The sequence below is a fragment of the Cytobacillus sp. T106 genome (assembly GCF_040492155.1).
Lineage (GTDB): Bacteria > Bacillota > Bacilli > Bacillales > Cytobacillaceae > Bacillus_AB > Bacillus_AB infantis.
This window is the reverse complement of record NZ_JBEUMK010000001.1, coordinates 309,320-334,360: the sequence shown is the minus strand read 5'-3', so window position 1 is coordinate 334,360 and position 25,041 is coordinate 309,320. Positions and strand designations below refer to the sequence as shown.

General features: G+C 48.3%; 26 protein-coding genes. 5 read left to right on the top strand and 21 right to left on the bottom strand.

Going from position 1 to position 25,041, the window contains the following annotated elements:
- Positions 1–112 precede the first annotated feature (112 nt).
- Together secDF and ABU165_RS01610 are read right to left on the bottom strand one after the other, a co-directional pair.
- Positions 113–2,374 carry a protein translocase subunit SecDF gene (secDF, locus tag ABU165_RS01615; protein WP_009796196.1) on the bottom strand — a complete coding sequence of 754 codons (2,262 nt, stop codon included), beginning with the start codon at positions 2,372–2,374 and terminating at the stop codon, positions 113–115.
- A 265-nt stretch (positions 2,375–2,639) separates the two neighbouring features.
- Complete coding sequence (locus ABU165_RS01610; RefSeq protein ID WP_318059568.1) at positions 2,640–2,933, bottom strand: post-transcriptional regulator; 294 nt, start codon at positions 2,931–2,933, stop codon at positions 2,640–2,642.
- 127 nt (positions 2,934–3,060) lie between these two features.
- Here ABU165_RS01610 and spoVB point away from each other — a divergent pair, with 127 nt between their 5' ends.
- The gene (gene spoVB / locus ABU165_RS01605; RefSeq protein ID WP_318059569.1) at positions 3,061–4,623 is read left to right on the top strand and encodes a stage V sporulation protein B; all 1,563 of its coding nucleotides are present in this window, start codon (positions 3,061–3,063) and stop codon (positions 4,621–4,623) included.
- Positions 4,624–4,665: 42 nt separating this feature from the next.
- Here the strand turns inward: spoVB and ABU165_RS01600 are convergent, their stop codons facing one another.
- A complete protein-coding gene (locus ABU165_RS01600) occupies positions 4,666–5,313 on the bottom strand; it encodes a DUF421 domain-containing protein (RefSeq protein ID WP_022544224.1) in 648 nt (215 codons plus the stop codon).
- A 209-nt stretch (positions 5,314–5,522) separates the two neighbouring features.
- On the opposite strand from ABU165_RS01600, the gene ABU165_RS01595 reads away from it, so the two are divergent.
- Positions 5,523–5,912 carry a TIGR04086 family membrane protein gene (locus ABU165_RS01595; protein WP_009796192.1) on the top strand — a complete coding sequence of 130 codons (390 nt, stop codon included), beginning with the start codon at positions 5,523–5,525 and terminating at the stop codon, positions 5,910–5,912.
- Positions 5,913–5,986: 74 nt separating this feature from the next.
- Here ABU165_RS01595 and yajC read toward each other — a convergent pair whose 3' ends face one another.
- The 5 genes from yajC to ruvA are packed head-to-tail and all read right to left on the bottom strand — an operon-like array spanning position 5,987 to position 10,211.
- Positions 5,987–6,271, bottom strand: coding sequence for a preprotein translocase subunit YajC (gene yajC, locus ABU165_RS01590; protein WP_022544225.1), 285 nt, complete (start codon positions 6,269–6,271; stop codon positions 5,987–5,989).
- 25 nt (positions 6,272–6,296) lie between these two features.
- Positions 6,297–7,436 carry a tRNA guanosine(34) transglycosylase Tgt gene (tgt, locus tag ABU165_RS01585; protein WP_009796190.1) on the bottom strand — a complete coding sequence of 380 codons (1,140 nt, stop codon included), beginning with the start codon at positions 7,434–7,436 and terminating at the stop codon, positions 6,297–6,299.
- A 27-nt stretch (positions 7,437–7,463) separates the two neighbouring features.
- Positions 7,464–8,492 (bottom strand): tRNA preQ1(34) S-adenosylmethionine ribosyltransferase-isomerase QueA, encoded by a 1,029-nt coding sequence (gene queA, locus ABU165_RS01580; RefSeq protein WP_318059570.1) that lies wholly within the window; start codon positions 8,490–8,492, stop codon positions 7,464–7,466.
- A gap of 54 nt (positions 8,493–8,546) precedes the next feature.
- Positions 8,547–9,548, bottom strand: coding sequence for a Holliday junction branch migration DNA helicase RuvB (gene ruvB, locus ABU165_RS01575; RefSeq protein ID WP_009796124.1), 1,002 nt, complete (start codon positions 9,546–9,548; stop codon positions 8,547–8,549).
- A 51-nt stretch (positions 9,549–9,599) separates the two neighbouring features.
- Entirely contained in the window at positions 9,600–10,211 is a 612-nt protein-coding gene (gene ruvA, locus ABU165_RS01570) for a Holliday junction branch migration protein RuvA (protein WP_009796123.1), read from the bottom strand.
- Positions 10,212–10,346: 135 nt separating this feature from the next.
- Here ruvA and ABU165_RS01565 point away from each other — a divergent pair, with 135 nt between their 5' ends.
- A complete protein-coding gene (locus ABU165_RS01565; RefSeq protein WP_009796122.1) occupies positions 10,347–10,865 on the top strand; it encodes a hypothetical protein in 519 nt (172 codons plus the stop codon).
- A 55-nt stretch (positions 10,866–10,920) separates the two neighbouring features.
- On the opposite strand, the gene ABU165_RS01560 is transcribed toward ABU165_RS01565, so the two are convergent.
- The 7 genes from ABU165_RS01560 to nadB form a co-directional block, all read right to left on the bottom strand.
- Complete coding sequence (locus ABU165_RS01560) at positions 10,921–11,445, bottom strand: intercompartmental signaling factor BofC (RefSeq protein ID WP_009796121.1); 525 nt, start codon at positions 11,443–11,445, stop codon at positions 10,921–10,923.
- Between the two features lie 267 nt (positions 11,446–11,712).
- A complete protein-coding gene (locus ABU165_RS01555; RefSeq protein WP_248137445.1) occupies positions 11,713–12,330 on the bottom strand; it encodes a YhcN/YlaJ family sporulation lipoprotein in 618 nt (205 codons plus the stop codon).
- A gap of 87 nt (positions 12,331–12,417) precedes the next feature.
- A complete protein-coding gene (locus ABU165_RS01550; RefSeq protein ID WP_318059571.1) occupies positions 12,418–13,407 on the bottom strand; it encodes a phosphotransferase in 990 nt (329 codons plus the stop codon).
- Positions 13,391–14,902, bottom strand: a complete 1,512-nt coding sequence (safA, locus tag ABU165_RS01545) for a SafA/ExsA family spore coat assembly protein (RefSeq protein WP_094766980.1) — start codon at positions 14,900–14,902, stop codon at positions 13,391–13,393. The genes ABU165_RS01550 and safA overlap by 17 nt, the downstream gene beginning before the upstream one ends.
- Positions 14,903–15,142: 240 nt before the next feature.
- A complete protein-coding gene (gene nadA, locus ABU165_RS01540; RefSeq protein ID WP_318059572.1) occupies positions 15,143–16,249 on the bottom strand; it encodes a quinolinate synthase NadA in 1,107 nt (368 codons plus the stop codon).
- The gene (gene nadC / locus ABU165_RS01535; protein WP_101550409.1) at positions 16,246–17,097 is read right to left on the bottom strand and encodes a carboxylating nicotinate-nucleotide diphosphorylase; all 852 of its coding nucleotides are present in this window, start codon (positions 17,095–17,097) and stop codon (positions 16,246–16,248) included. The genes nadA and nadC overlap by 4 nt, the downstream gene beginning before the upstream one ends.
- Positions 17,066–18,652: an L-aspartate oxidase gene (gene nadB, locus ABU165_RS01530; protein WP_318059573.1), complete on the bottom strand. Its 1,587-nt coding sequence runs from the start codon at positions 18,650–18,652 to the stop codon at positions 17,066–17,068. The genes nadC and nadB overlap by 32 nt, the downstream gene beginning before the upstream one ends.
- Positions 18,653–18,756: 104 nt before the next feature.
- On the opposite strand from nadB, the gene ABU165_RS01525 reads away from it, so the two are divergent.
- Both ABU165_RS01525 and ABU165_RS01520 read left to right on the top strand, forming a co-directional pair.
- Complete coding sequence (locus ABU165_RS01525) at positions 18,757–19,914, top strand: IscS subfamily cysteine desulfurase (protein WP_318059574.1); 1,158 nt, start codon at positions 18,757–18,759, stop codon at positions 19,912–19,914.
- Between the two features lie 62 nt (positions 19,915–19,976).
- On the top strand, positions 19,977–20,519 hold the full coding sequence (locus tag ABU165_RS01520; RefSeq protein ID WP_009796110.1) for a transcription repressor NadR: 543 nt from the start codon (positions 19,977–19,979) through the stop codon (positions 20,517–20,519).
- A 64-nt stretch (positions 20,520–20,583) separates the two neighbouring features.
- Here ABU165_RS01520 and pheA read toward each other — a convergent pair whose 3' ends face one another.
- The 6 genes from pheA to ABU165_RS01490 all read right to left on the bottom strand — a co-directional run bounded on the left by pheA (position 20,584) and on the right by ABU165_RS01490 (position 25,040).
- A complete protein-coding gene (gene pheA / locus ABU165_RS01515) occupies positions 20,584–21,462 on the bottom strand; it encodes a prephenate dehydratase (protein WP_318059575.1) in 879 nt (292 codons plus the stop codon).
- Between the two features lie 155 nt (positions 21,463–21,617).
- Entirely contained in the window at positions 21,618–22,073 is a 456-nt protein-coding gene (locus ABU165_RS01510; protein ID WP_035403585.1) for an ACT domain-containing protein, read from the bottom strand.
- A 109-nt stretch (positions 22,074–22,182) separates the two neighbouring features.
- Positions 22,183–23,475: a GTPase ObgE gene (obgE, locus tag ABU165_RS01505; RefSeq protein ID WP_094766974.1), complete on the bottom strand. Its 1,293-nt coding sequence runs from the start codon at positions 23,473–23,475 to the stop codon at positions 22,183–22,185.
- A gap of 111 nt (positions 23,476–23,586) precedes the next feature.
- A complete protein-coding gene (locus ABU165_RS01500) occupies positions 23,587–24,135 on the bottom strand; it encodes a sporulation initiation phosphotransferase B (protein ID WP_009796106.1) in 549 nt (182 codons plus the stop codon).
- Positions 24,136–24,404: 269 nt separating this feature from the next.
- Entirely contained in the window at positions 24,405–24,695 is a 291-nt protein-coding gene (gene rpmA, locus ABU165_RS01495; protein ID WP_009796105.1) for a 50S ribosomal protein L27, read from the bottom strand.
- A gap of 12 nt (positions 24,696–24,707) precedes the next feature.
- Positions 24,708–25,040 (bottom strand): ribosomal-processing cysteine protease Prp, encoded by a 333-nt coding sequence (locus ABU165_RS01490; protein ID WP_009796104.1) that lies wholly within the window; start codon positions 25,038–25,040, stop codon positions 24,708–24,710.
- Position 25,041: the final 1 nt, after the last annotated feature.

Below are 25,041 nucleotides of genomic sequence, written 5' to 3'. Positions count from 1 at the left end.
CCCCGCATTTTTATACTTATAGTGTATCCGAAAATCAGCAATCAAAAAGCACTAAAGGGATAAAACAGGAAAAAACACAGGAAAGGTTTTCCTGTGTTTTTTCTTAAGCGGATCAGACCTGCGGCTCGTCTGATGCTTTGCGTTTTACTTTTTCTGTTTTGATTACGCCTTTTTTCTTCAGCTCTTTATTTTTCCATACCAGCCATAGCTGGGATGCAATGAAGAGTGAGGAATATGTTCCGGCTACAAGGCCGATAAGCAGGGCGAATGAAAAGCTGCGGATCGATTCGCTGCCGAAGATGAGCAGACCGACAACCGCGATGACAACCGTAATGACGGTGCTAACTGATCGTCCGAGTGTTTGCCTTAAGCTCTGGTTGACAACATCAGCGATATCATCGAAGGTTTTAAGCCTCTTCTTCTTCTGCATGTTTTCGCGCATTCTATCGAACGTTACGATCGTATCATTGATTGAGTAACCCACAATTGTCAGGATTGCCGCAATGAATGTTATGTCCACTTCAAAGCGGATGATGCTGAACAGGGCGATGATGAAGAATGCATCATGGAGCAGAGCTATGACAGCTGCAAGCGCCATGTAAATCTCAAACCTGATTGTTACATAAATGATGATGCCGACAGACGCAATCAGCAGAGCTTTGAAAGCATTCTTCGCAAGCTCTTTACCAACGGTAGGAGAGACGGTGCTGACATTCGGCTCCTGGCCGTACACATCATTCATATGAGTCTTCAGCTCAGCAATCTTATCCTTGCCCAGCGGATCGGTGAATCGCGCTACGCCTATATTCTGGTCATCTCCTGAAATGATGATATCATCTGTTTCAAGTCCGACTTTACTGAGTTCTTCCTGAATTTCACTCTTATTCACTGATTGCCCCGCTGTGATTTCAACCCGCGTACCCGCTACGAAATCGATGCCGAGATTAAGCCTGAATACGGATAAGGCGATGATGCCGGCAACAGCCATGGCAATCGAGAAAATAAAGAACTTCCTGCGATGCTTTACAAAATCGAAACGGTCATATTTTGTAGGCAGGTCAAGCGTATCATAGTTTTCAGCAATATCTTTGATTTCACTCTTTTTGACTCCAAACCAAGTAGGCTTTTTCGTAAAGATCCTGCTGTTTACCCATAAGCCAAGCAGCAGACGTGAACCATAGACAGCTGTGATGAAACTGGCCAGAATGCTCAGGATGAGCATGGTCGCAAATCCTTTAACCGAGCTTGTCCCATAGAGGAAAAGCACGACAGCGGCAAGAATGGTTGTGATGTTGGCATCAAGGATTGTGGACAGGGAGTTTTTGTTTCCTGCCTGGAAGGCGGACTTGACTGACTTACCAACCTTCAGCTCTTCCTTGATCCTCTCATAAGTGATGATATTGGCATCAACGGCCATTCCGACCCCAAGAATCAGTGCTGCAATTCCCGGGAGAGTCAGTACACCATTCATCCAATCAAAGACAAGCAGAATCAGATAGATGTAAATTGACAATGTTATAGTTGCAATAAAACCTGGGAATCGGTAAAACGCAATCATGAACAGGAAGATGACCAAAATGCCGATGATACCGCCTGTAATGGTCTTCTGCATGGCATCTTCACCGAACTTGGCACCGACACTGGTGGAATATTCCTCCGTCAGCTCAACTGGAAGCGCCCCCGCCTTCAGCAGGGAAGAGAGTGTTTTTGCTTCTTCAAGAGAAAAATTTCCGACGATTGAAACTGTATCCTGGTTGAATACCTGGCTGACCTGTGGTGCAGAAAGGTATTTTGGATCTTCTTTCTGTGACTCTTCTTTGAAAGAATCGCCTTCTTCATAGTCGAGCCAGATGACCAGCAGGTTATTTGGCGCTCCCATATTGACAATTTCCTGTGTGACTTCCTTGAACTTCTCGGCACTCTTCAGCGTCAAGGAAACGCTTGGCTTGCCGTTTTCATCGAAAGTCTGTTTAGCTCCGCCTTCTACAAGGTCAGACCCATTCATCATTTCACGGTCATTGACATCCCTGAATGACAGATTGGCTTCTGTGGAAAGCATCTCACGTGCCTGGTTTTGGTCTTTTACACCGGCCAGCTGGACGCGGACCCTGTTGTCGCCCTCAATCTGGATGATAGGCTCATTTACACCAAGGGCATTGACCCGGCGGTCGAGGGCCTCAGCTGTGCTGTTTAGCACCTCTTTTGTGGCTTTCTTTCCATCCTTGGTCTTTACATCGTAAAGTACCTCGAAGCCGCCCTGCAGATCCAGGCCGAGCTTGATATTATTCAGTATGTTTTTGGTTGTGCCTCCCATCAGACTGCCGATCAGAATGACAATCAGGAAGAAGGCGACAATCCTGCTGCGCTTTACCATTGTGCTGTTATATCCCCCTTAAACTTCCGGCCCCTGCAGGCATGCCCTCTTTCAGAGCATGCTGCAGCGCCGGGTGCTGCTTGCAATCTTTAAGCCTGCTCCGCTTTACGGCGGGCAGTCTTTTTCTATAAATAGGCCGAAAAAACCAACATATCCATTATGAAATAGAATGGAATGGCTGTCAATTTGTCCCTTCATAATAAACTGGCTCTTACATTAAAAAAATGAATTGTACATACCGCAACAGCCGCTTACAATCCTATCCTCACTCAAGCAGCTTCCTTCTGTCTTCCTCACTCAGCTCGCCAAGGCCTTTTCCTTTAAATGCCTCGACTGTCGCATAGCTGAAATAGTCAGCCGCTTTCACTTCCAGGATACCGCCCACTATTTCGAATAGTCTGGCATCTCCATGCGGTTTCCGCCATTTTTTTTCAGTCAGATACCTCCAAAGCTCATCTTCTGCAACAGCTCCATAATTCAGCAGCCGGAATTCCTCGAGCTTGCTTTGCAGTGCAGGCTGAACCTGCCGGCGAAACTTTTCATATACATGGCCTTTCATCACTAGGGCTCCTCTCCCGCTGTTCTATCAAAAATAGAAAAATCAAGAACTTGTCATGCTTTGTCCTAATCGCGGCATATAGTTAATTGTATATGATTATACCTATTTTGAGAAGGCAGGGAACAGGATGTCTAAGTTTTTAAAAGGAACGATTATTTTACTGGCTGCCGGCCTGGTGACAAGGGTTCTCGGATTCATAAACCGTATTGTGATTGCCCGCTTCATCGGTGAAGAGGGTGTCGGCTTATATATGATGGCATTTCCCACTCTGATCCTCGTCATTACAATTACACAGCTTGGCCTGCCAGTTGCCATCTCCAAAAATGTAGCGGAGGCAGAAGCCAGGGGCGATACGGCAAAAATCAAAAAAATACTGGCTGTATCTCTTGCTGTGACCATTTCTCTATCTGCCATTTTCACGCCGGCCTTGTTTCTGCTCGCTCCTATATTGTCTGAAACTCTTTTCACTGACCCAAGGACACATCTGCCCTTGCTGGCAATCGCCCCCATCGTGCCGATTGTAGCTGTTTCTTCTGTCATAAGGGGATATTTCCAGGGAAGGCAGCAGATGAAGCCCGCAGCATATTCACAGGTTCTTGAGCAGATCGTGCGAATCGGGCTTATCGCCTTGCTGACGAAGGCTTTCCTGCCTTATGGCATCGAGTATGCCGCTGCAGCGGCAATGTTTGCATCTGTAATCGGGGAACTGGTTTCACTGATTTATCTTGTGGCAGCTTTCAAACTGAAGAAAAGGTTCAGGCTGAGAAAAAATTTCTTCGGCTATGTCCAGTCCGGTAAAAGCACCTTCAGCGATTTGATGAAGATTGCTCTGCCGACTACGGGCAGCAGGATGATCGGATCGATTGCCTGGTTTTTTGAGCCTATTGTTGTCTCACACAGCCTTGCGCTTGCGGGAGTAGCCGCCATCGCCGCCACAAAGCAATACGGGGCCCTGACAGGCTTTGCCATGCCTCTGCTGCTGCTGCCGTCTTTCGTCACCCACTCCCTTTCTACCTCGCTTGTGCCTGCAATCAGCGAGGCCAACTCAAGAAAGGATATGAAGCTGATTGAACACAGGCTCCAGCAGGCGCTCCGGTTCTCTTTTATTACAGGGGGAATGGCAGTCGTGCTTCTCTACGTTCTTGCCAGCCCTTTGATGGAGGTTATGTATGGAAGTTCAAGCGGAGACCAGTTCATCAAACTGATGGCTCCTTTCTTTCTGTTTTACTATTACCAGGGACCGCTTCAAGCCACCTTGCAGGCACTCAACCTCGCAAGGGCCGCCATGATCAACAGCCTGATCGGGTCAATCGTAAAAATCGCCGTCATTTTTCTCCTTGCCAGCCAGCCGGCATTCGGCATCAATGGGGTGGCTCTCGGCATCCTGGTCGGCTTTGTTCTTGTCACACTGCTTCATTTCGGAACCGTACTGAAGACCATTTCATTCACTTTTTATATCATGGATTATGTGAAAACCTTTGCTGTCATGGGCCTTGCTGGCTGGGGTGGCCATACTTCATTCAGCATGATGCCGGAGGAGTTGCTTCTGGCCTTCAAGGTTATGATATCCACGCTGATCATGGGAATACTGTATCTGATTTTCCTGCTCATCTTCAGGCTGATTACAAAAGAAGATCTGCGGCGGATCCCGGTCATCGGCCAGCCTCTTTCAAGGCTAGCCTTCAAATAAAAAAATAAAAATGGCGTCCTGAACGCCATTTTTTTGACCATCTTATTTTTCATCGATGGGATCAATATAAAGGTTTCCGTTAGAGTAGCTGCAAAAAGATATCTGCTGTATTTCATCATAGCCTTTTTTCTTCAGCTGTTCTGCCAGCCACTGGCGCGATTTATGGACTGAAGCAAGATTGGCTTCCTGAAGGTTTCCGTCTATGATCAGAGGATGGTCTATGTCGCTGCCTTTCATATTGTCCTTTTGAAACACAGAAAGCTTGCCTGAAGGCTCCAGGATCGCAAATTCGACGTCCGCTATATTTTTAATATCTTTGTCCCGCAGCTGGGTGAGAAGATCATCGAAATTATATCGCTGCTGCCTCATCGTATTTTCATCGATTTTCCCCTGATTGATGATAATAGAGGGCTTGCCGTCCACAATATCCCTGAATTTTTTGCTTTTGAGTGATAGGATGGCCAGAACGATTTGTATAACCATGAGGAGCATCATCGGAAGTATGTTCTTCACCAGGCTGCCGTCAGGATTTTCAATCGCCACCACTGCCATTTCGGCAATCATGATATATACCACTAAATCCAGCACGCTCAGTTCGCCTATTTCCCTTTTGCCCATCAGCCGAAAGATCAGGAGGATGACCCCATATAAAAAAAGTGTCCTCGCAATGATTATCATATATTCCGCCAAAACTGCCTCCTCCTCTTTCATCACATTCCAACATTAGTATGCTTCACGTCCAGGACTGTCATTAAGAAAGCTTTTTCCATTTGGCACTGATTTTAGCCCCTCCATTCAGGAGGAAAAAGCCCGCCATTATGCAAAATATTTAATTCTAAAAAGCAGCTGCTGCGAATATGCTTGTACTAGGATTTATCGTTTGAAGGGAGAGGAAATCAATGGAAGAATCCAAACATATGGGGAGTGCGGTGCTATACGGGATAGGGAGCATCTTTATCATTGCGATTGCCAGCAGCCTGGTGTTCTCGCTGCTCTTGAAGTTCACTTCAATGGATGAGTCATCCATAAAGCTTCCCGCTGAAATCCTGGCTTTCATTTCACTGTTTGCCGGCGGCTTCATTTCCGGGGGAAAAGGAAAGCAGAAAGGATGGCTGCTGGGGGGGCTGACTGGCGCCATATATACACTGGTCATTTTTCTGTTTCAATATCTCGGGCATGACAGCCTGTTTTCCGCGGAGCAGACCATTTATCATACGTGTTTCCTGCTGGTCTGTATGATGGGCGGGATCCTGGGAGTCAACATGTCTTCAAAGTCAAGGGCAGCATAGATGCCTAAACTGAAACGCAACGGTTTTCTAAAGCCATAAAAAAAGAAGCAGAACAAGGTCTGCTTCTTTTTTTATTATGATTTTGCCAATGTTGTTTCGGCTGCTGCCCGCACTTCCCTGATCGCTGCGCGATCATATGTAAGTCTGCTGCCGTCACCGCATTTGATGACGATCTTATCTTCATCGATGGCATCGACAATGCCATGGAGGCCGCCGATCGTCACAATTTTATCTCCCTTTTTCAGATCCGACTGCATCTGCTGCACAGATTTCTGGCGCTTTTGCTGCGGACGGATAAGAAGGAAATAAAATAAGATGAACATCAGTAATAATGGTCCTAATGTACCTAAAATATCCATTCCTTTTTTTCACCCCTTTCGTGTATCAGAAATTTTTCGCATCCGGTTTATTGAAACCGTAACGTTCGAAAAATTCTTCTCTAAAATCACCCAGGCGATCTTCGCGGATTGCTTGTCTAACCTGTTCCATTAAGTTTACCAGAAAATAAAGGTTATGGTAAGTTGTAAGTCGTATGCCGAATGTTTCGTCAGATTTAATCAGGTGGCGTATATAGGCTCTGCTGTAATTACGGCATGTATAGCAGTCGCAATTTTCATCAATCGGGCCAAAGTCGCGGGCAAATTTGGCATTTTTAACGACAAGGCGCCCGTTGCTGGTCATCAGTGTTCCGTTGCGGGCAATCCGAGTCGGAAGGACACAGTCGAACATGTCGATGCCCCTGATGCTGCCATCAATCAGGGAATCCGGAGATCCAACCCCCATCAGATAGCGCGGCTTATCAGCAGGAAGAAGCGGCGTCGTGAATTCCAGCGCCCTGTTCATGACATCCTTCGGCTCGCCGACAGAGAGTCCGCCCACTGCATAGCCCGGGAAGTCCAGAGATACAAGGTCACGGGCACTCTGCTTCCTTAATTCTTCGTATTCTCCGCCCTGGACAATCCCAAAGAGGCCCTGGTCATTCGGGCGTTCATGGGCATTCAGGCAGCGCTCAGCCCAGCGCGATGTCCGCTCAACTGATTTCTTCATATACTCATATGTAGCCGGATAAGGAGGGCATTCATCAAAAGCCATCATAATGTCAGAGCCAAGTGCGTTCTGGATTTCCATCGCTTTTTCCGGTGAAAGGAACAGCTTATCTCCGTTCAGATGGTTCCGGAAGTGGACTCCTTCTTCTTCAATCTTCCTGAATTGGCTGAGGCTGAATACCTGGAAGCCCCCGCTGTCTGTAAGGATGCTGCCATTCCAATTCATGAATTTATGGAGGCCGCCTGCTTCCTTGATAATATCATGCCCCGGGCGAAGCCAAAGATGATAAGTGTTGCTGAGGATGATCCCGGCACCCATGCCTGCCACTTCCTCCGGCGACATTGTCTTAACTGTGGCCAGTGTTCCCACTGGCATAAAGACAGGCGTTTCAAATGAACCGTGCGGGGTGTGAACCCGGCCGAGCCGCGCACCTGTCTGTTTGCATGTTTTAATCAATTCATACCGTATTGCTGTCAAGTTATTCGTTCTCCTTCCGTTTCCATGCTAGATGATCAGCATGGCATCTCCAAAGCTGAAAAAGCGGTAGCGTTCCTTCACTGCTTCATTATAGGCGTTAAGCACATTTTCCCGTCCTGCCAGTGCACTGATCAGCATGATCAGCGTCGATTTGGGCAGATGGAAATTGGTAATCATCCCGTCAATTGCCTTGAACCTATAGCCAGGGTAGATGAAAATGCTTGTCCATCCGCTTCCAGCCTCGAACCTGCCTTCATTGGCGTCTGCAATCGTCTCAAGTGTGCGTGTTGAGGTAGTGCCGACAGTAATGATCCTGCCTCCATTTTCCCTGACCTCATTCAAAAGCCTTGCAGTTCCTTCCGTGACCTGATAGTACTCGGCATGCATACTATGATCATGGATATCCTCGACACTGACCGGCCTAAAGGTTCCAAGCCCTACATGCAGGGTAATAAAAGCGATATGCACACCCTTTTCCCTGATTTCATCCAGCAGTTCTTCAGTAAAATGAAGCCCGGCGGTCGGGGCAGCAGCCGATCCCCTTTCTTTGGCATACACAGTCTGGTACCGTTCGCGGTCATCAAGCTGCTCTTTGATATAAGGCGGCAGGGGCATCTCTCCAAGCTGTTCCAGCACTTCATAAAAAATGCCTTCATAGTTGAATTTCAGCAGCCTTCCGCCCTGCTCTTCTGTACCAGTGCAGACTGCTGACAGTAGGCCGTCCCCGAATTCGATCCTTGTTCCTTCCTTGACTCTTTTTGCCGGTTTAATGAGCGTTTCCCATACATCGCCTTCCTGCTGTTTCAGCAGCAGAACCTCAATTTTGGCGCCGGTCCCTTCCTTGGCGCCGAACAGCCTGGCAGGCAGAACTCTTGTATCATTGAGCACAAGGCAGTCGCCCGGATTCAAATATTCGGGCAGATTTTTAAATGTTTCATGCTGCAATGCCCCATCTTCCTTGTCGAGCACCATCAGCCGGCTGCTCGTTCTATCTTCTAGAGGAGTCTGGGCAATCAGCTCCTCTGGCAAATGAAAATCAAACATTTCTACTTTCATGGTGTTTCACCCTATCTGTTTTTTTAACTCAATTTTATTTTTCCAGTAACAGCTTCAAGCCTCTGGCAGCTCAAGGTTAAGGTGATGGTAGACAAGGTGCGTCACAATCCTTCCCCTTGGGGTCCTTTGTAAAAAGCCGATCTGAAGCAGGTACGGTTCATATACATCTTCGATTGTATGGGATTCTTCCCCGATTGTAGCGGCTATCGTCTCAAGCCCGACAGGACCGCCGCGGAATTTCTCTATAATTCCTCTTAATAATTTATGGTCAATATGATCCAGCCCTAAACGGTCGACCTGCAGAAGTTCGAGAGAATCATGGGCAAGGGCTGCATCAATACTGCCGTCGCCCTTGACCTGGGCAAAGTCCCTTACCCGCCTCAGGAGGCGGTTGGCGATCCGCGGGGTTCCCCGGGATCTCCTGGCAATTTCAGAAGCCGCCAGATCGTCAATGCCTGTTTCAAGGACATCGGCCGTCCTTGAAACAATATTTTTGAGCTGACTCTCATTATAATACTCAAGGCGGCAGAGAACACCAAATCTGTCTCTGAGCGGTGCTGATACTGAACCCGCCCTTGTCGTTGCCCCCACGAGAGTGAATGGAGGGAGATCGAGCCTCACAGACCGCGCACTCGGGCCTTTCCCGATGACGATATCAAGGCAGAAATCCTCCATCGCCGGATACAGCACCTCTTCTATCGAACGCGGCAGCCGGTGGATTTCATCGATGAAAAGAACATCACCCGGCTCAAGCGCAGTCAGTATGGCAGCAAGGTCCCCCGGCCTTTCAATGGCGGGACCGGCGGTTGTCCTGAGATTAACCCCCATCTCATTGGCTATGATGCTGGCCAGCGTCGTTTTTCCAAGACCCGGGGGGCCGTATAGCAGGACATGGTCCAAAGTCTCTCCGCGGATCCGCGCAGCCTGGATGAAGACCTCCAGGTTTTCCTTCACTTTATCCTGTCCGATATATTGCCTCAGAGTCTGCGGCCTCAAGCTCTGCTCAAAGGAGACATCCTGAAGGTCCGCTTCACCTGAAATGATCCGATCTTCCATAAGCTGTATTCACCCCTTGGCTGCCGGACGCTGCAAAAGGAGACTTCCGTCCTACTTAAGCAGCAGCTGCAAGCCTTTTTTAATATATTCATCTGTTGTAAGCTTCTCTTTTTCCAATGCCGGTTTGATGCGCTTGACCTCTTTTTCCGAATAGCCAAGAGCCCTGAGTGCCAGGATGGCCTCCTCAAGAAGAGCAGCGCTTCCTGTAGCAGCAGGCCTGGCTGCATCAGGATTGAACAGATTGGGAAAGAAGTCCGGAATCGCCTCCTGAAGCTTGCCTTTCAAATCAAGTATCATCTGGCGCGCCGTTTTTTTGCCCACTCCCGGGAATTTGACCAGGAACGCTTCATCTTCGTCCTCAATCGCCTGGACGACCTGAGCCGGCTCTCCGGATGCAAGGATCGCAAGGGCTCCTTTTGGCCCGATGCCGGAAACGTTCAGCAGCTTTGTAAACAGCATTTTTTCCTCACGGGAATGGAAGCCGTATAAAGCGAAAATATCTTCCCTTACATAATGATAGGTGAAAATCTGGATTTCCCCTCCCTGCTTATTTGAATAGCTGAATGGGTTGGGTGTGCTAATCTGATAGCCTAATCCATTATTTTCGACCACTATATATTCAGGGCCGATAAATTCGACCGTGCCTTTTATATATTCAAACAAATGTCTCGCTCCCCAAATTTTCTGTACCTCATTCTATCATACTACAAAGATTTGCCGAAGAAAAAAGTTGCAATTTTCAGGGTTATTTCTATATAATGGGAGAGGTTTTAAAAAAAATGACTGGGGGTCACCGAATTGAAGAAACTATTATCTCTTTTAGCAATTTTCACACTATTATTTGCCGTTGCAGGCTGCTCTTCAAATGAAGATGAGGGCAAAGAAGAAAAAGCTGCTGAAGAAAAGACAGCTGAACTGAATGATGCTGCTAAATCAAAGATCTATAATAGCGTCCGCATTGCGGAGCTGAAGGTAAACGAAGTATTCAACAAAGAAACCGCTGCTGACGAAGAAACGATCGTCATCAACTCAAGCTTTGCAGATGAAAGCTCTGCATCCGCATTCCTTTCAAAATACTACAGTGAAGATCTGGCAAAAGAAATGTATGCGCACTATGCTACAGACCAGAAATCTGAAGATGGCAAGATGATAGTCAATACTGAGCCGTTCTTCAATCCTTCTTTCCTTGATACAACACAGGAAGACGTTAAGATTGAAGGCGATGCAGACAAAGCCACTGTGACAACTGCCGAAAATGCAGCTTATACAGTGGAGATGCAAGACGAAAATTATGTAATAACAGGCTATGAAAAGTAATGAAGCCGGCCCTGGCCAATTGGACCAGGGCTTTTCTATCTTCACTCTGCTTATGCTACTGGCCGCTTCCGCTTTTTGAATAAGACTGGAAGGCCTCCAGCACCTCCACATACCTGTTCTTCGTCATGATTGGGATGCCCTTTTCAAGCTGTTCCCTTTTCTTGCTTTCAAGCTTCCCTATATCAATCTGAAAAAATGACTGGATGATTCGGCTTTTGTCCGGCCTGCCGTTATAGATGGTCAAGATGCCTTCATCCGTCAATCCAAAATACCCGTTCGATTTTAATAAAGGTGAAATGTCGTCCACCTGCTGGCGGAAAACCATTTGGCCTTCATCCATTTCAACCAGCTGCCATTCGTCATACTTGGACCAGAAATCCTCCAGGGACCACACGGTTTCCTGAATTTCTTCTTCGCTCATTTCCCCGTCGAGATACACTCTCTCCAGTATGACTGAGAGCTCGAGCGGGCCGCTTTCAGATGCACGCACCAGGATTCCTGTTTCTGTACCTGCAATTACAGCAAACCATACAGCTATCAGGAGAAATGAGGCAAGCAGCCGGATTGGATTGGTTCTCATAACAGATCACCCCTGGTTTGGTTTCCAAAACTTTATTTTTATTGTTTCCAGCTTCACATTAAATATGCCAATTTTTTTTAGGGATAATAGGAGCTTCAATTTTAGAAAAACAGCCTCCTCAGCATGGATAACATTAAAAGGAAAGCGACGGTAAATAATATGACGACCAGAATTTTTTCCTGTTTATTTTCTTTTTTCAACTCCTTGTCCTCCCTTTATTTTTTTATGTAAAGAAAAAGCAAAGCCGCAGCTCTGCTTTTTCAAAAATCAGCGGCCATTGCCATTGAGCCTGTGCCTGAGCGAATGGAACATATCCTTGATGTCCAGGTCAATCTGCTCTCTTGGCCCGCCATCCCGCAGGTCATTGTCTATATTGCGGATGCGGCTGAAGGTGCCTTCGTCCGCCACCACTGTACAGGATCTGCCCCGCAGATAAGGGGACACAGCCTGCTGTATGTCCTGCTTTGTCTCCTCTTCCCTGCTGTAGTCGGTCAGATCGACTGCAATCAGGACATCGCTTCCGTAAACGACAGAACGGACGTCTTCCACATTGCTGACGGCTGCTGTTTCATCGCCTATCTTTTCCGCAAGCTGCCCTTCGTAAGCCGTATAATAGGATCTTTTTGCTTCCCTTGTATTATCATCAAGATGCCCGTGGTAATTGGCATCACTGTGGCTGAAGCGATTATCATGCTGGTAGAAATTCTTATCATAGGCTGCAAGCGGACTGGACGGATTCTTATCCCGGTCCATGCCTGCCCCAAGCGACTCTGTGCGATGACCCGATTCAGAAGCTGTATCTCCGCCGTTTCCTCCCATAGCGCAGCCTGCAAGGCCAAGGCTTAATAATGCTGCAAATGGTACTGCCAGAAATTTCTGGTTCAAGCGGGTGACCCCCTTCGCCAATTTTGAGCTGTGCTCATTAATAGCTTTCCGGCGAAGGTTTGATTTCATCCTGAAAGTTTTGTCCAGCTAATCAGGCAGGTCATTCGCAAGGTCCATCAGCTCTTTGATGAAAGCCTTCCTTTCGGTAAACTGCCCTGCAGTCATATCGAGCAGCTGCCTTGTTTTATAAGGATCGTTGTATGTCCTTTCTCTGACTAATCTGTTCCATTCCCGGAAAATGTCGGAGGGAAACGCCAGAGCAAAAATAAACCCCTTTTTGCTGAGATACGGAGATAAAACATCATACTCTCTCAGCGCTTCGGCAGACCAGCCAATAAACGGCAGGATCCGGTTGGCATATTGAAGATAGTCCATGCATACTGCTCCGATGCTGATTAAATCAAAGTCGATCAAATGGACTTTACCGTTTTCATCCCTAAGAAAATTATGGTGGGCCACATCACCGTGAAGGACTGTTTCATTTTCAGCTTCAAAAAATGCTTTTTCCCGCTCCATGCCTTTCAGGGACCAATCCGCCCAGCCCATCAGCTCTTCAATCATTTCTTTCTGGACGAAAAATTTAACGACTGGCTGATTGTTCAGAAACAGCGCTGCCCTTTCACGCCATTTTTCAATCTGGCTGAAACGCGGCAGGACACAATCATAGCGACCGGCCACCTTCGCAGCTGTTTGGTGGTACCGGCATAACAGTTCAAGTCCGGCACTGCGGTCAGCTTCATCATGATAAGAAAAAGAGTCACCCGGGACAATGTATTTCATGACTCCATAGTAATACATCCCATCATAAAGCGGCTGGACGGATGACACTGTTTCAAAGCTGCAGGCAGAATCAAAACCTTCTTTTTTGAGGGAAGAGGTGAAAGCCTCCTGAATTTTAAGGCGCTGATAAGAGGAATACCCTTTCACCACATACATGTCCTGCCCGGTATCAATCAGCATGACATTGTTTCTGACCGGTGAGAGTTCTTTAACGGGAAAAGGGAGGATTTGGCGTAAATAGGAGAGGAGACGATTGCAATAAGAATCGTCTCCCCAGCTTTTAACCATTAAATTCATAGCTTTCATCGTCAAAGCGCGGCATTCCGAATGCCTGGCCGCCCATCGGGCCATATCCCTGCGGCTGGCCCATGTATGGCGATTGGCCGAAGCCCATCTGCTGTCCATACTGAGGCTGGTACGGGGCTCCATAGCCCATTTGCGGCATGCCCATCCCCATATGGTGCATTCCTGGCTGCATACCATGGTGCATGCCCGGCATCATCTGCGGCATGCCTGAGCCGCATCCGCAGTCATCAGACATTCCCTGGACGCCCTGCTGAGGCATGAGCGGCATCTGGGCTTCGGAAGGCATGAGCGGCATTTGGCTTTGCGAAGGCATTAATGGCATCTGGGCCATAGAAGGAGACTCATATCCCTCCATCGCTCCCTGTACCATAGGCTGCTGAGGATATCCGTATGGCATACCCGGTTCACAGGCACCATAGCCAGGGCCAGGCATTACTGGTGAAACCGGGTGAAGGCAGGCTGGGTATGGAGGAAATGGATATTGCTGCTGCATGGCAGGCATGGTCTGCGTCGGCTGGAGCGGAAGCTGCTGCTGGGACATAGGAGATAATGGCAGCTGCTGCTGATCTGACATTCCCATTACACCTGTAGGCTGGGCATACATCGGATTCGTGTTTGCCATAGGCATAAAAGATGAAGATTCTTCATAATGGTGCTGCATCTGGCCGGCACCTTCCATTCCAGGCATCATGCCGTATGGCATCTGCTGCTGGTATGGCATGGAAGCCCCCTGAACCTGAGGATAATGGCCAGGCTGCTGATAACCATGCCCCGGGTTCACCGGAGATCCTTGATAATAGTTTGGCTGATAAGGGTACATAGGCTGTTTATAACCTCCTTGCAGCGGCATCTGCGCTGTTTCTGGACTTTCCATCTCAGGGCTTTCTTCACCAGCCGGTTTAATGCCGGGAAGAATATTCATTGGCTTCGGCGGCAGCTGCGGCTGCTGCTTTGGCATGGTGATCGGCATCTGGGCTGCCGGCTCTTCCAGAGGCTTCGGCTTGTATTCCTGTTTCGGCATGGCCTTTGGCTTTGGCTGCGGTTTTGGCTGCGGTTTAGGGGCAGGCATGTTCATCATATAGTAATTGTTGATATCAATATCCGGAATGATCGGCTGCGGCATTTTTGGAACAAAAGGTGCTTTCGGCTGTTCCATCTTTGGAGCCGTCACCTGCGGCTTTGGTGCTTCTTTCTTTGGCTGCGGCGCTTCCACAGCCTGCATTGGCTTTTCTTTTGCAAAAGGATGCTCTGTTGTTGGCATTTCCTTCTTCGCGCCCATATTGATTTTTGCTTCAGGAGACATTCCCATCGGGGCTTCTTTCTTTATACTTCCCCCTGCTGTAGGAACTTTTATCTTCATCCCGGGCATAATCATATCAGGGTTGCTGAGCTGCGAATTCATCTTCTTCAGCTCTTCAAAGTTCACGCCGTACTTCTTGGCGATCTTCCAAAGAGTATCCCCTTTCTGTACGATATGGATCTTCACTCTGATATCCCTCCTATGCATAAGTCCATACATTGTATGACGGAATGGGCAAATTGCTAATCATTATCAAAAAAACTTATGCGGTTCCGGATAAACTTTGCGCCTCAAGCCTTGCAGCGGTGCCATGCAACAATTGAAAAACTAAATAAAACAGTCCCTTCGTCTTCAATGATATGAATGGCAGGCTTGCCATATAACAAGGAAGAAGAGGGACTGCTGAAAACCTCCGATATTTATTTGTCAGGACCGTGCAAGCATCCTTTCAAGGGCAAGCCTTGCATTGGAAGCAACAGGCTCCGAAACTGTGATCCTGTTCACAGCATTTCCTTCCGCCGCCATCTCAAGCGACCAGGCCAAATGCGGAAGGTCGATTCTGTTCATGGTCAGGCAGGGGCACATATTCGGGTTGAGTGAGATGATCTTTTTGTCCGGATGGGATTGAATGATCCTGTTCACAAGATTCATTTCAGTCCCGATTGCCCAATGGGTCCCCGGAGCTGATTTTTCGATTGCCTGGATGATGAAATTGGTTGATCCGGCCAAGTCAGAACGTTCGACTACCTCTCTCCGGCATTCAGGATGCACGATGATTTTCATGCCAGGAAAGTCTGCCCTGACCTGCTCGATGTTTGCCACTGTAAAGTTTTCGTGGACAGAGCAGTGACCTTTCCAAAGGATAACCTTTACTTCCTCCAGATTGCCTTCGTATTCAAGAATTTCAGAGATGGGATTCCAGACGGCCATTCTGTCAAGCGGGATAGCCAGATTGAAGGCTGTATTCCTCCCAAGATGCTGATCTGGCAGAAAAAGCAGCCTTTCTTTTTGTGTAAACGCCCACTCCACCATTTCTTCTGCATTCGACGAGGTAACGGTGGCCCCTCCATGTGCACCTACAAATGCTTTGATCGCGGCTGTTGAATTTACATAAGTCAGAGGCAGCATCGTATCGCCGAACATGGCAGACAGCCGGCTCCACGCTTTCTCAGTCTGGCGGATATCGGCCATATCAGCCATGGAACAGCCAGCCCTCATATCAGGCAGGTAGACCTTCTGATTTTCTGTAGTCAGGATATCCGCTGTCTCAGCCATAAAATGGACCCCGCAGAAGACAATATGCTCTGCGTCTTTATTCTCAGCAGAGAGCTGGGCAAGCTTCAGCGAATCTCCGGTAGCATCGGCAAATTGGATGACTTCATCTTTCTGATAATGATGTCCGGGGATGAAGAGCTTCTTTCCAAGCCTGCTTTTTACAGCCCGGACCCTTTCCTCAAGCTCTTCTGCTGGCATTGTTTTATATTTTTCCGGCAGCATCTTTGCCCCTTGCTCTGCTATCTCAAAAATATTCATCCTTTTACCCCCTGAAGCATTTTGACTTTCACACTGATATCCAGCGATTTGACAGAATGTGTGAGAAAACCGAGCGAGATATAATCAACATCTGTTTCCCCATAAGCGGCAAGTGTCTCCATCGTAATCCCGCCTGATGCCTCTGTTGTGATTCCTTCCGGGACGAGCGGCAGCCATTCCCGGATTTCTTTTGGTGACCGGTTGTCAAACATGATGACATCCGCCTTCACTTTAACCGCCTCAAGCACCTGTTCCTTCGTTTCTGTTTCAACCTCTATTTTCACCATGTGGCCAAGTCTCGACCTCACCGCTTCGACAGCATTAGAAATACTCCCTGCGAAGGAAATATGGTTATCCTTGATCATGACAGCATCATACAATCCATACCGGTGGTTAAAGCCTCCGCCTGTACGGACTGCATATTTCTCCAGCATCCTCAAACCCGGGGTCGTTTTTCTTGTATCCGTGATCCTCGTGCGGCTTCCGGCCATTAACTGTACGGCTTCATTTGTCCTTGTTGCAATCCCGCTCATCCGCTGCAGCAGATTCAGGATAACACGCTCCCCTTTCAGGAGGCTGTGAACAGGACCTCTCACCCTTGCAAGAGTCTGGCCGGCTCTTATCTGCCCGCCGTCCCTGGCGATTAAATCAATATCAATGCTGCTGTCCAGTAAAGGGAAGCCTGTCAAAAGGATATCAGCTCCGCAGAAAACGCCATCTTCCTTGGCCAAAAACACAATCTCCCCCTGCTCTTCTTCCCCAAATATTAATTCACTGCTCACGTCCCGGTCCCCGATGTCTTCAAGAAAAAATTGTTCAAGTAGCAGCCGCAGCTTTAATCTGTTCATTTTCCCCATCCTCTTCTTTTTGATCTTTCTGCTGGATTATTTGTACTCTCAGCCATTTCTGGTCATCCTCAAATGGAAAGTCGCTTCGGAAATGCCCTCCTCGGCTTTCGGTCCTTTTTAAGGCCGCTTCTGTGATGAGCCATGAGGCAATCAGCATGAAGATAACCTTCATATCCTCCCGGCGATACCCTTCAAGCGAAGCGCTGACCCACTTTTCCGCTCCAAATCCCTGCAGCCATTCCCTTTGTGCAAGAAGGCCGGAGGCGGTCCGGACAATCCCGGCATTCATCATCATTCGCTCTTTTATTTCCCCGATATTGGGCAGGTATGGCAAAGGGCGGGAATCGTCTGTCTCTACGCTCCTGGATCCCGCCTCATTGGGCTGTACCGGACATGATAAGATATACCGGGCAAGCTGCCTTCCAAAATAAAGTCCTTCGAGCAAAGAATTGCTCGCCAGCCGGTTCGCCCCATGGACACCTGTACAGGCAGCCTCTCCTATGGCATAAAGGCCGCTGACTGACGTCCTGCCGTCCAGATCGGTCCTGATTCCGCCCATCAGGAAGTGGCTGCCGGGAATGACCGGCAAAAGCCCCCGTTCAAGGGATATCCCGTTTTCCCTGCACATCTCCGTTATTGTCGGGAACCGGGAAGCGAAATTCCCGATAGAGGTAATATCAAGAAAAATGTCAATTCCGCTATTTATATACTCGAAAATGGTTTGCGACACGATATGGCGCGGAGCCAGATCCTTCATAGGGTGGACGTTCTCCATGATCGCGCGGCCATCAGCTGTGACAAGCCTTGCGCCTTCCCCCCTCACAGCTTCAGAGATCAGGCCTGCGCCTTTTCCGCCGATTGACAATAATGTTGGATGAAATTGAATAAACTCCATATCTGCAACCTCTGCCCCAGCCCTGTATGCCAAGGCGATTCCGTCCCCCGTGACAGTTGCGGCGTTGGAGGTATAACTATACAGCTGGCCGCAGCCCCCTGTTGCCAGCACAATGTGATCTGCATAAAATTCAGCCTGTTTCCCATCCTGCCCTATGCCCCTCACCCCATAACAGCCGGAATCATTTGTCAGAAGATCATAGACAAAAAAGTCTTCAATGATCAAAGCTTTTTCATTTGTTTGTCCCAGTAAAAACCCAATCAGCTTTTTTCCTGTTGCATCGCCGCCTCCATGGACAATCCGTTTTTCCCGGTGTGCCCCTTCCATTCCCAGGAGAAGCTCCCCGGCTGTACTTCTGTCGAATGAACAACCGGATGCAAGCAATTCATTGATCAATCCGGGGGCGGCTTCTGTCATACGCCTTGCTGCGTCCTCATCATTATGCCAGCGGCCCGCTTCCAATGTATCTTTTAAGTGAAGAGAAGGGCTGTCCTTGCTGCCCAGAGCTGCCGCTATACCGCCCTGGGCCATATAAGAATTGCTATCTGTCGCTTTAGATTTTGTGAAAATAATCACATTCATATCACGGCTGAGCTCCTTTGCCATTTGCAAAGCCGCCACACCGCTTCCAATGATAATCACATCGGTGCGATTTGCCATATTTTCTTCCTCCTGTTTTACAGGTGTCTTGACACCTATATTTACATAGAATTAAACTTATGACAAGTGATTTTTAATATTCATAGATTGGAAGCTGGTTTACGATGAAATATTTTGATTATGCTGCGACGTCTCCATTAGATCAGGATGCGGCAAATGTATATGTAAAAGCGGCCGGGGAATATTTCGGCAATACAGGCAGCCTGCATGACACCGGCAGCCGTGCAGCTTCCCTTCTCGAAAGCTGCCGTTCCCAGCTGTCCCTCATGCTCGGTGCCGAGAAGGAAGGGATTTTTTTTACAAGCGGGGGAAGCGAGGGAAATTTCCTTGCCATCCATGCACTGCTTTCTGCTGCGGAAAAGAAAGGAAAGCACATCATAGCAGGCAAGGCAGAGCATTCTTCTGTCCACAGTACACTCAGGCGGCTTGAGGAAGAAGGCTGTGATATAACACTCCTGCCTTTTGATGAAAAAGGAAGAATCAGAATTTCCGACTTTGAAGCTGCTATAAGGGAAAATACAGTGCTGGCTGTCATTCAGCACAGCAATTCCGAGATCGGGACCATCCAGCCACTGATGGAAATAAGCGCACTTTGCCGAAATAATGGAATTCTGCTGCACAGCGATATGGTCCATTCTTTTGGAAAAATGGAGCTGGCCGGCATTCTTGGACATGTCGACAGCCTTTCAATTTCTGCCCACAAATTTTACGGACCGAAAGGAGCTGGAGCTGTATACGTCAGACCCGATCTTTCCTGGAAGCCTTATTATCCAGGCAGTTCGCATGAGAATGGTTTCAGGCCCGGCACTGTAAATGTCCCAGGGATAGCGGCTATGACAGAAGCCGCAGGCAAGGCATACAGCACCATGGCTGACTTTTCGGCGCTTGCTGACAGGCAGAGGAAAGAATTTCTTGGCGTGCTGAAAGAGGCGGACCTGCCTATTTCAGTATATGGTTCCGGCTTTTCCGGGGAGCAGCTTGCCTCTACGGTCGGGCTTGGGATCAGCGGGATTGAAGGACAATGGGTGATGCTTGAATGCAATCGGAGAGGATTTGCGATATCAACAGGAAGCGCCTGCCAGACAGGCATGCAGAATCCTTCCAAGACCATGCAGGCGATGGGGATAGAAGATGCTGCAGCAAAGGAATTTATCCGTATTTCCTTTGGGCGGGATTCTTCCTTTGAGGAAATCAGAGAACTTGGCAGCACAATTGCCGGCATCATCAGGGATTACAGCCGGCACAAGCCTGCCGCTGAATGATCGCTTTCAGGAAAATGCTGTGTTAAAATGGTTCATTATAAAAGGTGTTAGGAGAGTTTTGTATGAACGGACAGAAAAAAGTTCTGGGGGATGAACGGCGCTCTATGCTGCTGGATCTCCTGAAATCCCGCCAGGAGCCAGTCACAGGGAGCGAGCTTGCCAGAAAAGCGAATGTTAGCAGGCAGGTCATCGTCGGCGATATCACGCTTCTTAAGGCAAAGAATGAGCCGATCATTGCCACCAGCCAGGGATACCTCTATCTTCAGCAGGTTCCTCCCGCCCAGCTGTTCGAACGGACGGTCGCCTGCTCCCACTCTCCAGACAAGACAGAAGAGGAGCTGAATCTGCTTGTAGACCACGGGGCAACTGTTAAGGATGTGAAGATTGAGCATCCTGTATATGGGGACCTCACAGCATCCATCATGGTTTCCAACCGGCGGGAAGTCAAACAGTTTTTGGAAAAAATCAGGAAAACCAATGCTTCCTTCCTCTCAGAGCTTACCGGAGGCTTTCACCTCCATACCATCACTGCTCCTTCTGAGGCAATTCTGGATGCTGCAGAACAGGCCCTTTCGGAAGCTGCTTTCCTCGTTGACCTTCCGTAGAGCGGATGTTCATCCTAATACGCAAAAAGGCCGGGCTTCAGCAGCCCGGCCTTTCTTTTAGTAATTAATGCGCATTGGACGCCTTATCCCTCGTTTTCCTGCCAATCTGGTAATACGGATAGCTTCCCAGTATTTTCACTCCGCATCCCAGCGCTTCCAGCTCTGCTACCGCTCCCGGTATCAGGATATCATCGGCTTCCATATCAATATCAATGATGAAAAAATAATTGCCAAGCCCCGTTTTCATCGGCCTTGATTCAATCTTGGTCAAATTCAGCTTTCTCCAGGCAAATGCAGATAAAACCTGATGAAGCGCACCTGCCCGGTCTGAGGGCAAGGTGGCCATAACGGTCGTTTTAAAGCCCAGCGCCTTTGTTCTATCAAGCTTGACAGGCTTTTTCGAAATAACAGCAAAGCGGGTGTGGTTATATTGAAAATCATGAATATCCCTTTTTACAATAACCAATCCATATTCCTCTGCCGCGAGTTCATTGGCAATGGCGGCTGCCTTCTTTTCCGGATTCTCTTTCACAAATTGAGCGGCAGCAGCCGTCGAGGTCATATTTTCTGACGGGATGCCCCTCAAATCCTGGTGGAGGAATTTATGGCATTGGGCGATCGCATGAGAATGGCTGTAAATGATTTCAGTATCCTGCCACTCTTCTGCATGCTCCGGATGCACCATCAGATGCTGGCTGATTGGAGCCGTTATCTCCCCGCAGATCGGCAAATCCACTTCATGAACCAAATAATCCAGCGTAATATTGACAGATCCTTCAAGCGCATTCTCAATCGGAACAACCGCAAAATCAATTTCTTCATTCAAGACTGCGTCCATGCAGCCTGGAATGGTGCGGTAAGGGATAGATTCCGTCTCCGGAAACATCGCCCTTACTGCCAAGTCAGTGAATGTAGCCTTTGGCCCAAGATAGCCTGCTTTCATAGTCAATACTCCTCCCAAACAAATCCACAGTTCTTTTTATATACTTTAACACTTTACACTGTGTATGTCCTTAGTTTTCAAGATGGGAATGGATAAAACTCTACAAACCTGCAGGGGATGCCGCCCGGTTTTAAAAAAAGGCGCCGGGAATATGGCTATGCACCTGATCCCAGCACCTCTACTTTTTCAACAAATTCCAATTTTCTCAGCCTGGCCAAAAGCTCATCGATTTCAATTCCCATCCCGCTCGTATTGAGAGACATGGTGACATTCGCCCTGCTTTGCAGAGGGATGGTCTGATGAATCGTTAAAACATTGCAGCCTGAGGATGCAACAATCCCAAGCAGCTGAGATAATGTTCCTGACCTGTCCTCCAAATGGAAAAACAGGGTGATAAGCCGCTCTTTGATCACAGTATGAAAAGGGAAGACGGTATCCCGGTACTTATAGAAGGCACTTCTGCTCAAGTCGACCTTCTGGACAGCGTCCCACACCGATTCCGCTTTCCCTCTATCAATCATTTCCTTCGCTTCAAGCGTTTTTTTCATGGCTTCCGGAAGGACATCTTCACGGACCAAATAAAATTTCCTATCTGACTTATCCTGTCTCATTCCTTTCACCCCTTCGCGTAAAGCAGTGTCTATGTATGTAAAATTTTCCTTGAAAAAGCCATGAAGCCTGCGCCGGCCCGACACGGTTCCGGCGCAGCGGCTTTATATGCTATTCAACAAATTCAAATTCAAACTCAAGCAGCTTGATCGTGTCGCCATCCTTGGCTCCGCGTTCCCTCAGTGCCTCGTCCACGCCCATGCCCCTCAGCTGGCGCGCGAAACGGCGGACAGATTCTTCCCGTGAAAAATCGGTCATCTTGAACACTTTGATGACAGCATCGCCGGAAAGGACGAAGCTTCCGTCCGGATCCCTTGTGATTACAAACTCAGTCTGAGGCTTTTCATGCTTATAGACAACCCGGTTAATGCCATTATCCTCTTCTTCATCTTCCATGAGAGGAAATTCAGGCGTTTCCTCGATCTTATCTGCAACAGCAAACAGCAGATCCCTGAGGCCCTGCCTTGTAAAAGCGGAGATCGGGAAAATCGGGTGATCATCAGTCAGCCTGCTCTTGAATTCCTTCAGATTTTCTTCAGCTTCCGGCATGTCCATTTTATTGGCTACAATGATCTGCGGACGCTCTGTCAGGCGAAGATTGTACTCTTTCAGCTCTTTATTGATTGTCAGGTAATCCTCATACGGATCCCGGCCTTCCACTGCTGCCATATCAATAACATGGACAATGACACGGGTCCTTTCGATATGGCGGAGGAACTGATGCCCCAGTCCAACGCCTGAGTGCGCCCCTTCAATCAGCCCGGGCAGGTCTGCCATTACAAAGCTTCTTCCATCTTCTGTTTCAACCATCCCTAAATTCGGGGCGATTGTTGTAAAATGGTACTCGGCAATCTTTGGCCTTGCTGAAGACACAACCGAAAGCAGGGTAGATTTCCCGACGCTTGGGAATCCGACAAGCCCGACATCAGCGAGAAGCTTCAGTTCGAGGACTACTTCCCGCTCCTGGCCAGGCTCGCCATGCTCTGACAGCTCCGGCGCAGGGTTGGCAGGAGTAGCGAATCTGGTATTGCCCCGCCCTCCGCGTCCGCCTTTTGCGATGATGGCCCTTTGCCCATGCTCAGTCAGATCTGCTATAACTTCTTTCGTATCCGCATCGGTCACAACCGTTCCCGGCGGAACCTTGATAATCATATCCTTTGAATTTCTGCCATGCTGATTTTTGGACATTCCATGTTCCCCGCGGGATGCTTTGAAATGGCGGTTATATCGGAAATCCATCAGGGTCCGCAGGCCTTCTTCCACCTCAAACACAACATCTGCACCCTTGCCTCCGTCCCCGCCTGCAGGGCCGCCCTTAGGCACGTACTTTTCACGGCGGAAAGCAACCATCCCGTTGCCTCCGTCTCCGCCTTTCACATATATCTTCGTTTGATCGACAAACATATTAAAAACTCCTCCTGTCTGCTGTATGTACACAAAAATGCGAAGCTACAGCAGTAAAAATCTGCTTTGCCCTAAGCAAGGCTCAGCGAATCCCCTTCCGGGCGCACCCAGCTACTCCAATCCCCTGCTGAATGGCATAAACACTTCCAGGGCCAGCTCCTGCTCAGACAGCTCCTCCATCTTCATCCTGATGGCCTGGTGCTGCTCTCCCAGATAAGATCTGATCGATTCTCTCTCTGTTATTATTCCGCTAAAATCAAAAAACAAACGGATTCCATCCTCCTGAGGCTCTATCAATACCGATAAATGGTTATCATGAAAGGGTTTGACCGAATCGTCCAGCCTTGCAAAAAAGGACCTTGTCCAGCTCTCCAGGAACTGGTCATCCAGTTTTCTGCACTTGACATCATCCAGCACCTCATACTCAATCTGGAACGAATGGTTTTCCCAATTGTAGGTAAACAGCAGGGAGGCAAATTGGGGAATATTCAAGTTGGAAAGCTTTGCTTCATTCTGGGCTTCTACAACGATTTCATCGATGATTTCCTTGGCTCTGTCATATTTGCTTAGGGAAAGATTTCCTTTAATTAATTGTATTTTATTCATCCAGTCATGGCGTGCATGCCGCAAAACCTCAACTGTGCTCCAATCTTTTTCCATAAATGCACTCCTACACAATTATTAGTGTCATAAGATTGCCTGCTGATAGTATATCAAAAAAGAAGATGGGAGTAAGCAATTTCCTGTTAAAATTAAGAATTCAAGGCAGCCGGGCACAAGCCGGCGAACCGCGGAAAAGCCACGGCAGCCCGATGGGGGATCCATGCCCTTTCCGCGGTCCACGCTTGATCATCAGCCCTATCGCTGGAATCGCATCTAAAGGAAAAAAGAAAACTCTAACCTGTCGGTTAGAGTTTTCTGTGGTAAGCTTAAGCTTCTTGAGCAGCTGGATAAACGCTCACTTGCTTGCGGTCACGGCCTACACGCTCGAACTTGACAACTCCGTCCACTTTCGCGAAAAGAGTATCGTCGCCTCCGCGTCCAACGTTCACTCCAGGGTAGATCTTTGTACCGCGCTGACGGTAAAGGATAGAACCGCCGGATACGAATTGACCGTCTGCACGCTTAGCGCCAAGGCGCTTAGAGATTGAGTCACGGCCGTTCTTTGTAGAACCTACTCCTTTTTTAGAAGCGAAAAACTGAAGATCTAATCTTAGCATTTGTTTCACCTCCTATTTTTTGAAGGTTATTTTTATGTGCTTGCCATACTCACGCTCAATCGTCTCCAATGAAACAATCATGCCTTCCAGCAGAAGCTGGACTTTCTCTTGCGTCTCTTCAGGAAGATCCTGCGGAATGTCGCATCGGAGAAAGCCGCTGTCTCCCTGTTCGATGTCAGGCTCGACTCCTGTCAGCGCCATGATGCTGTTGATGGCACCGATGGACACTGCAGAAACGCCTGCACATACGATATCTTTGCCATGGTTGGCAAAAAGGGCATGCCCGCTCAATGAAAAAGACCTGACGCGGCCGGCTTCAGTACGAATAATCGTCGTATGGATCATA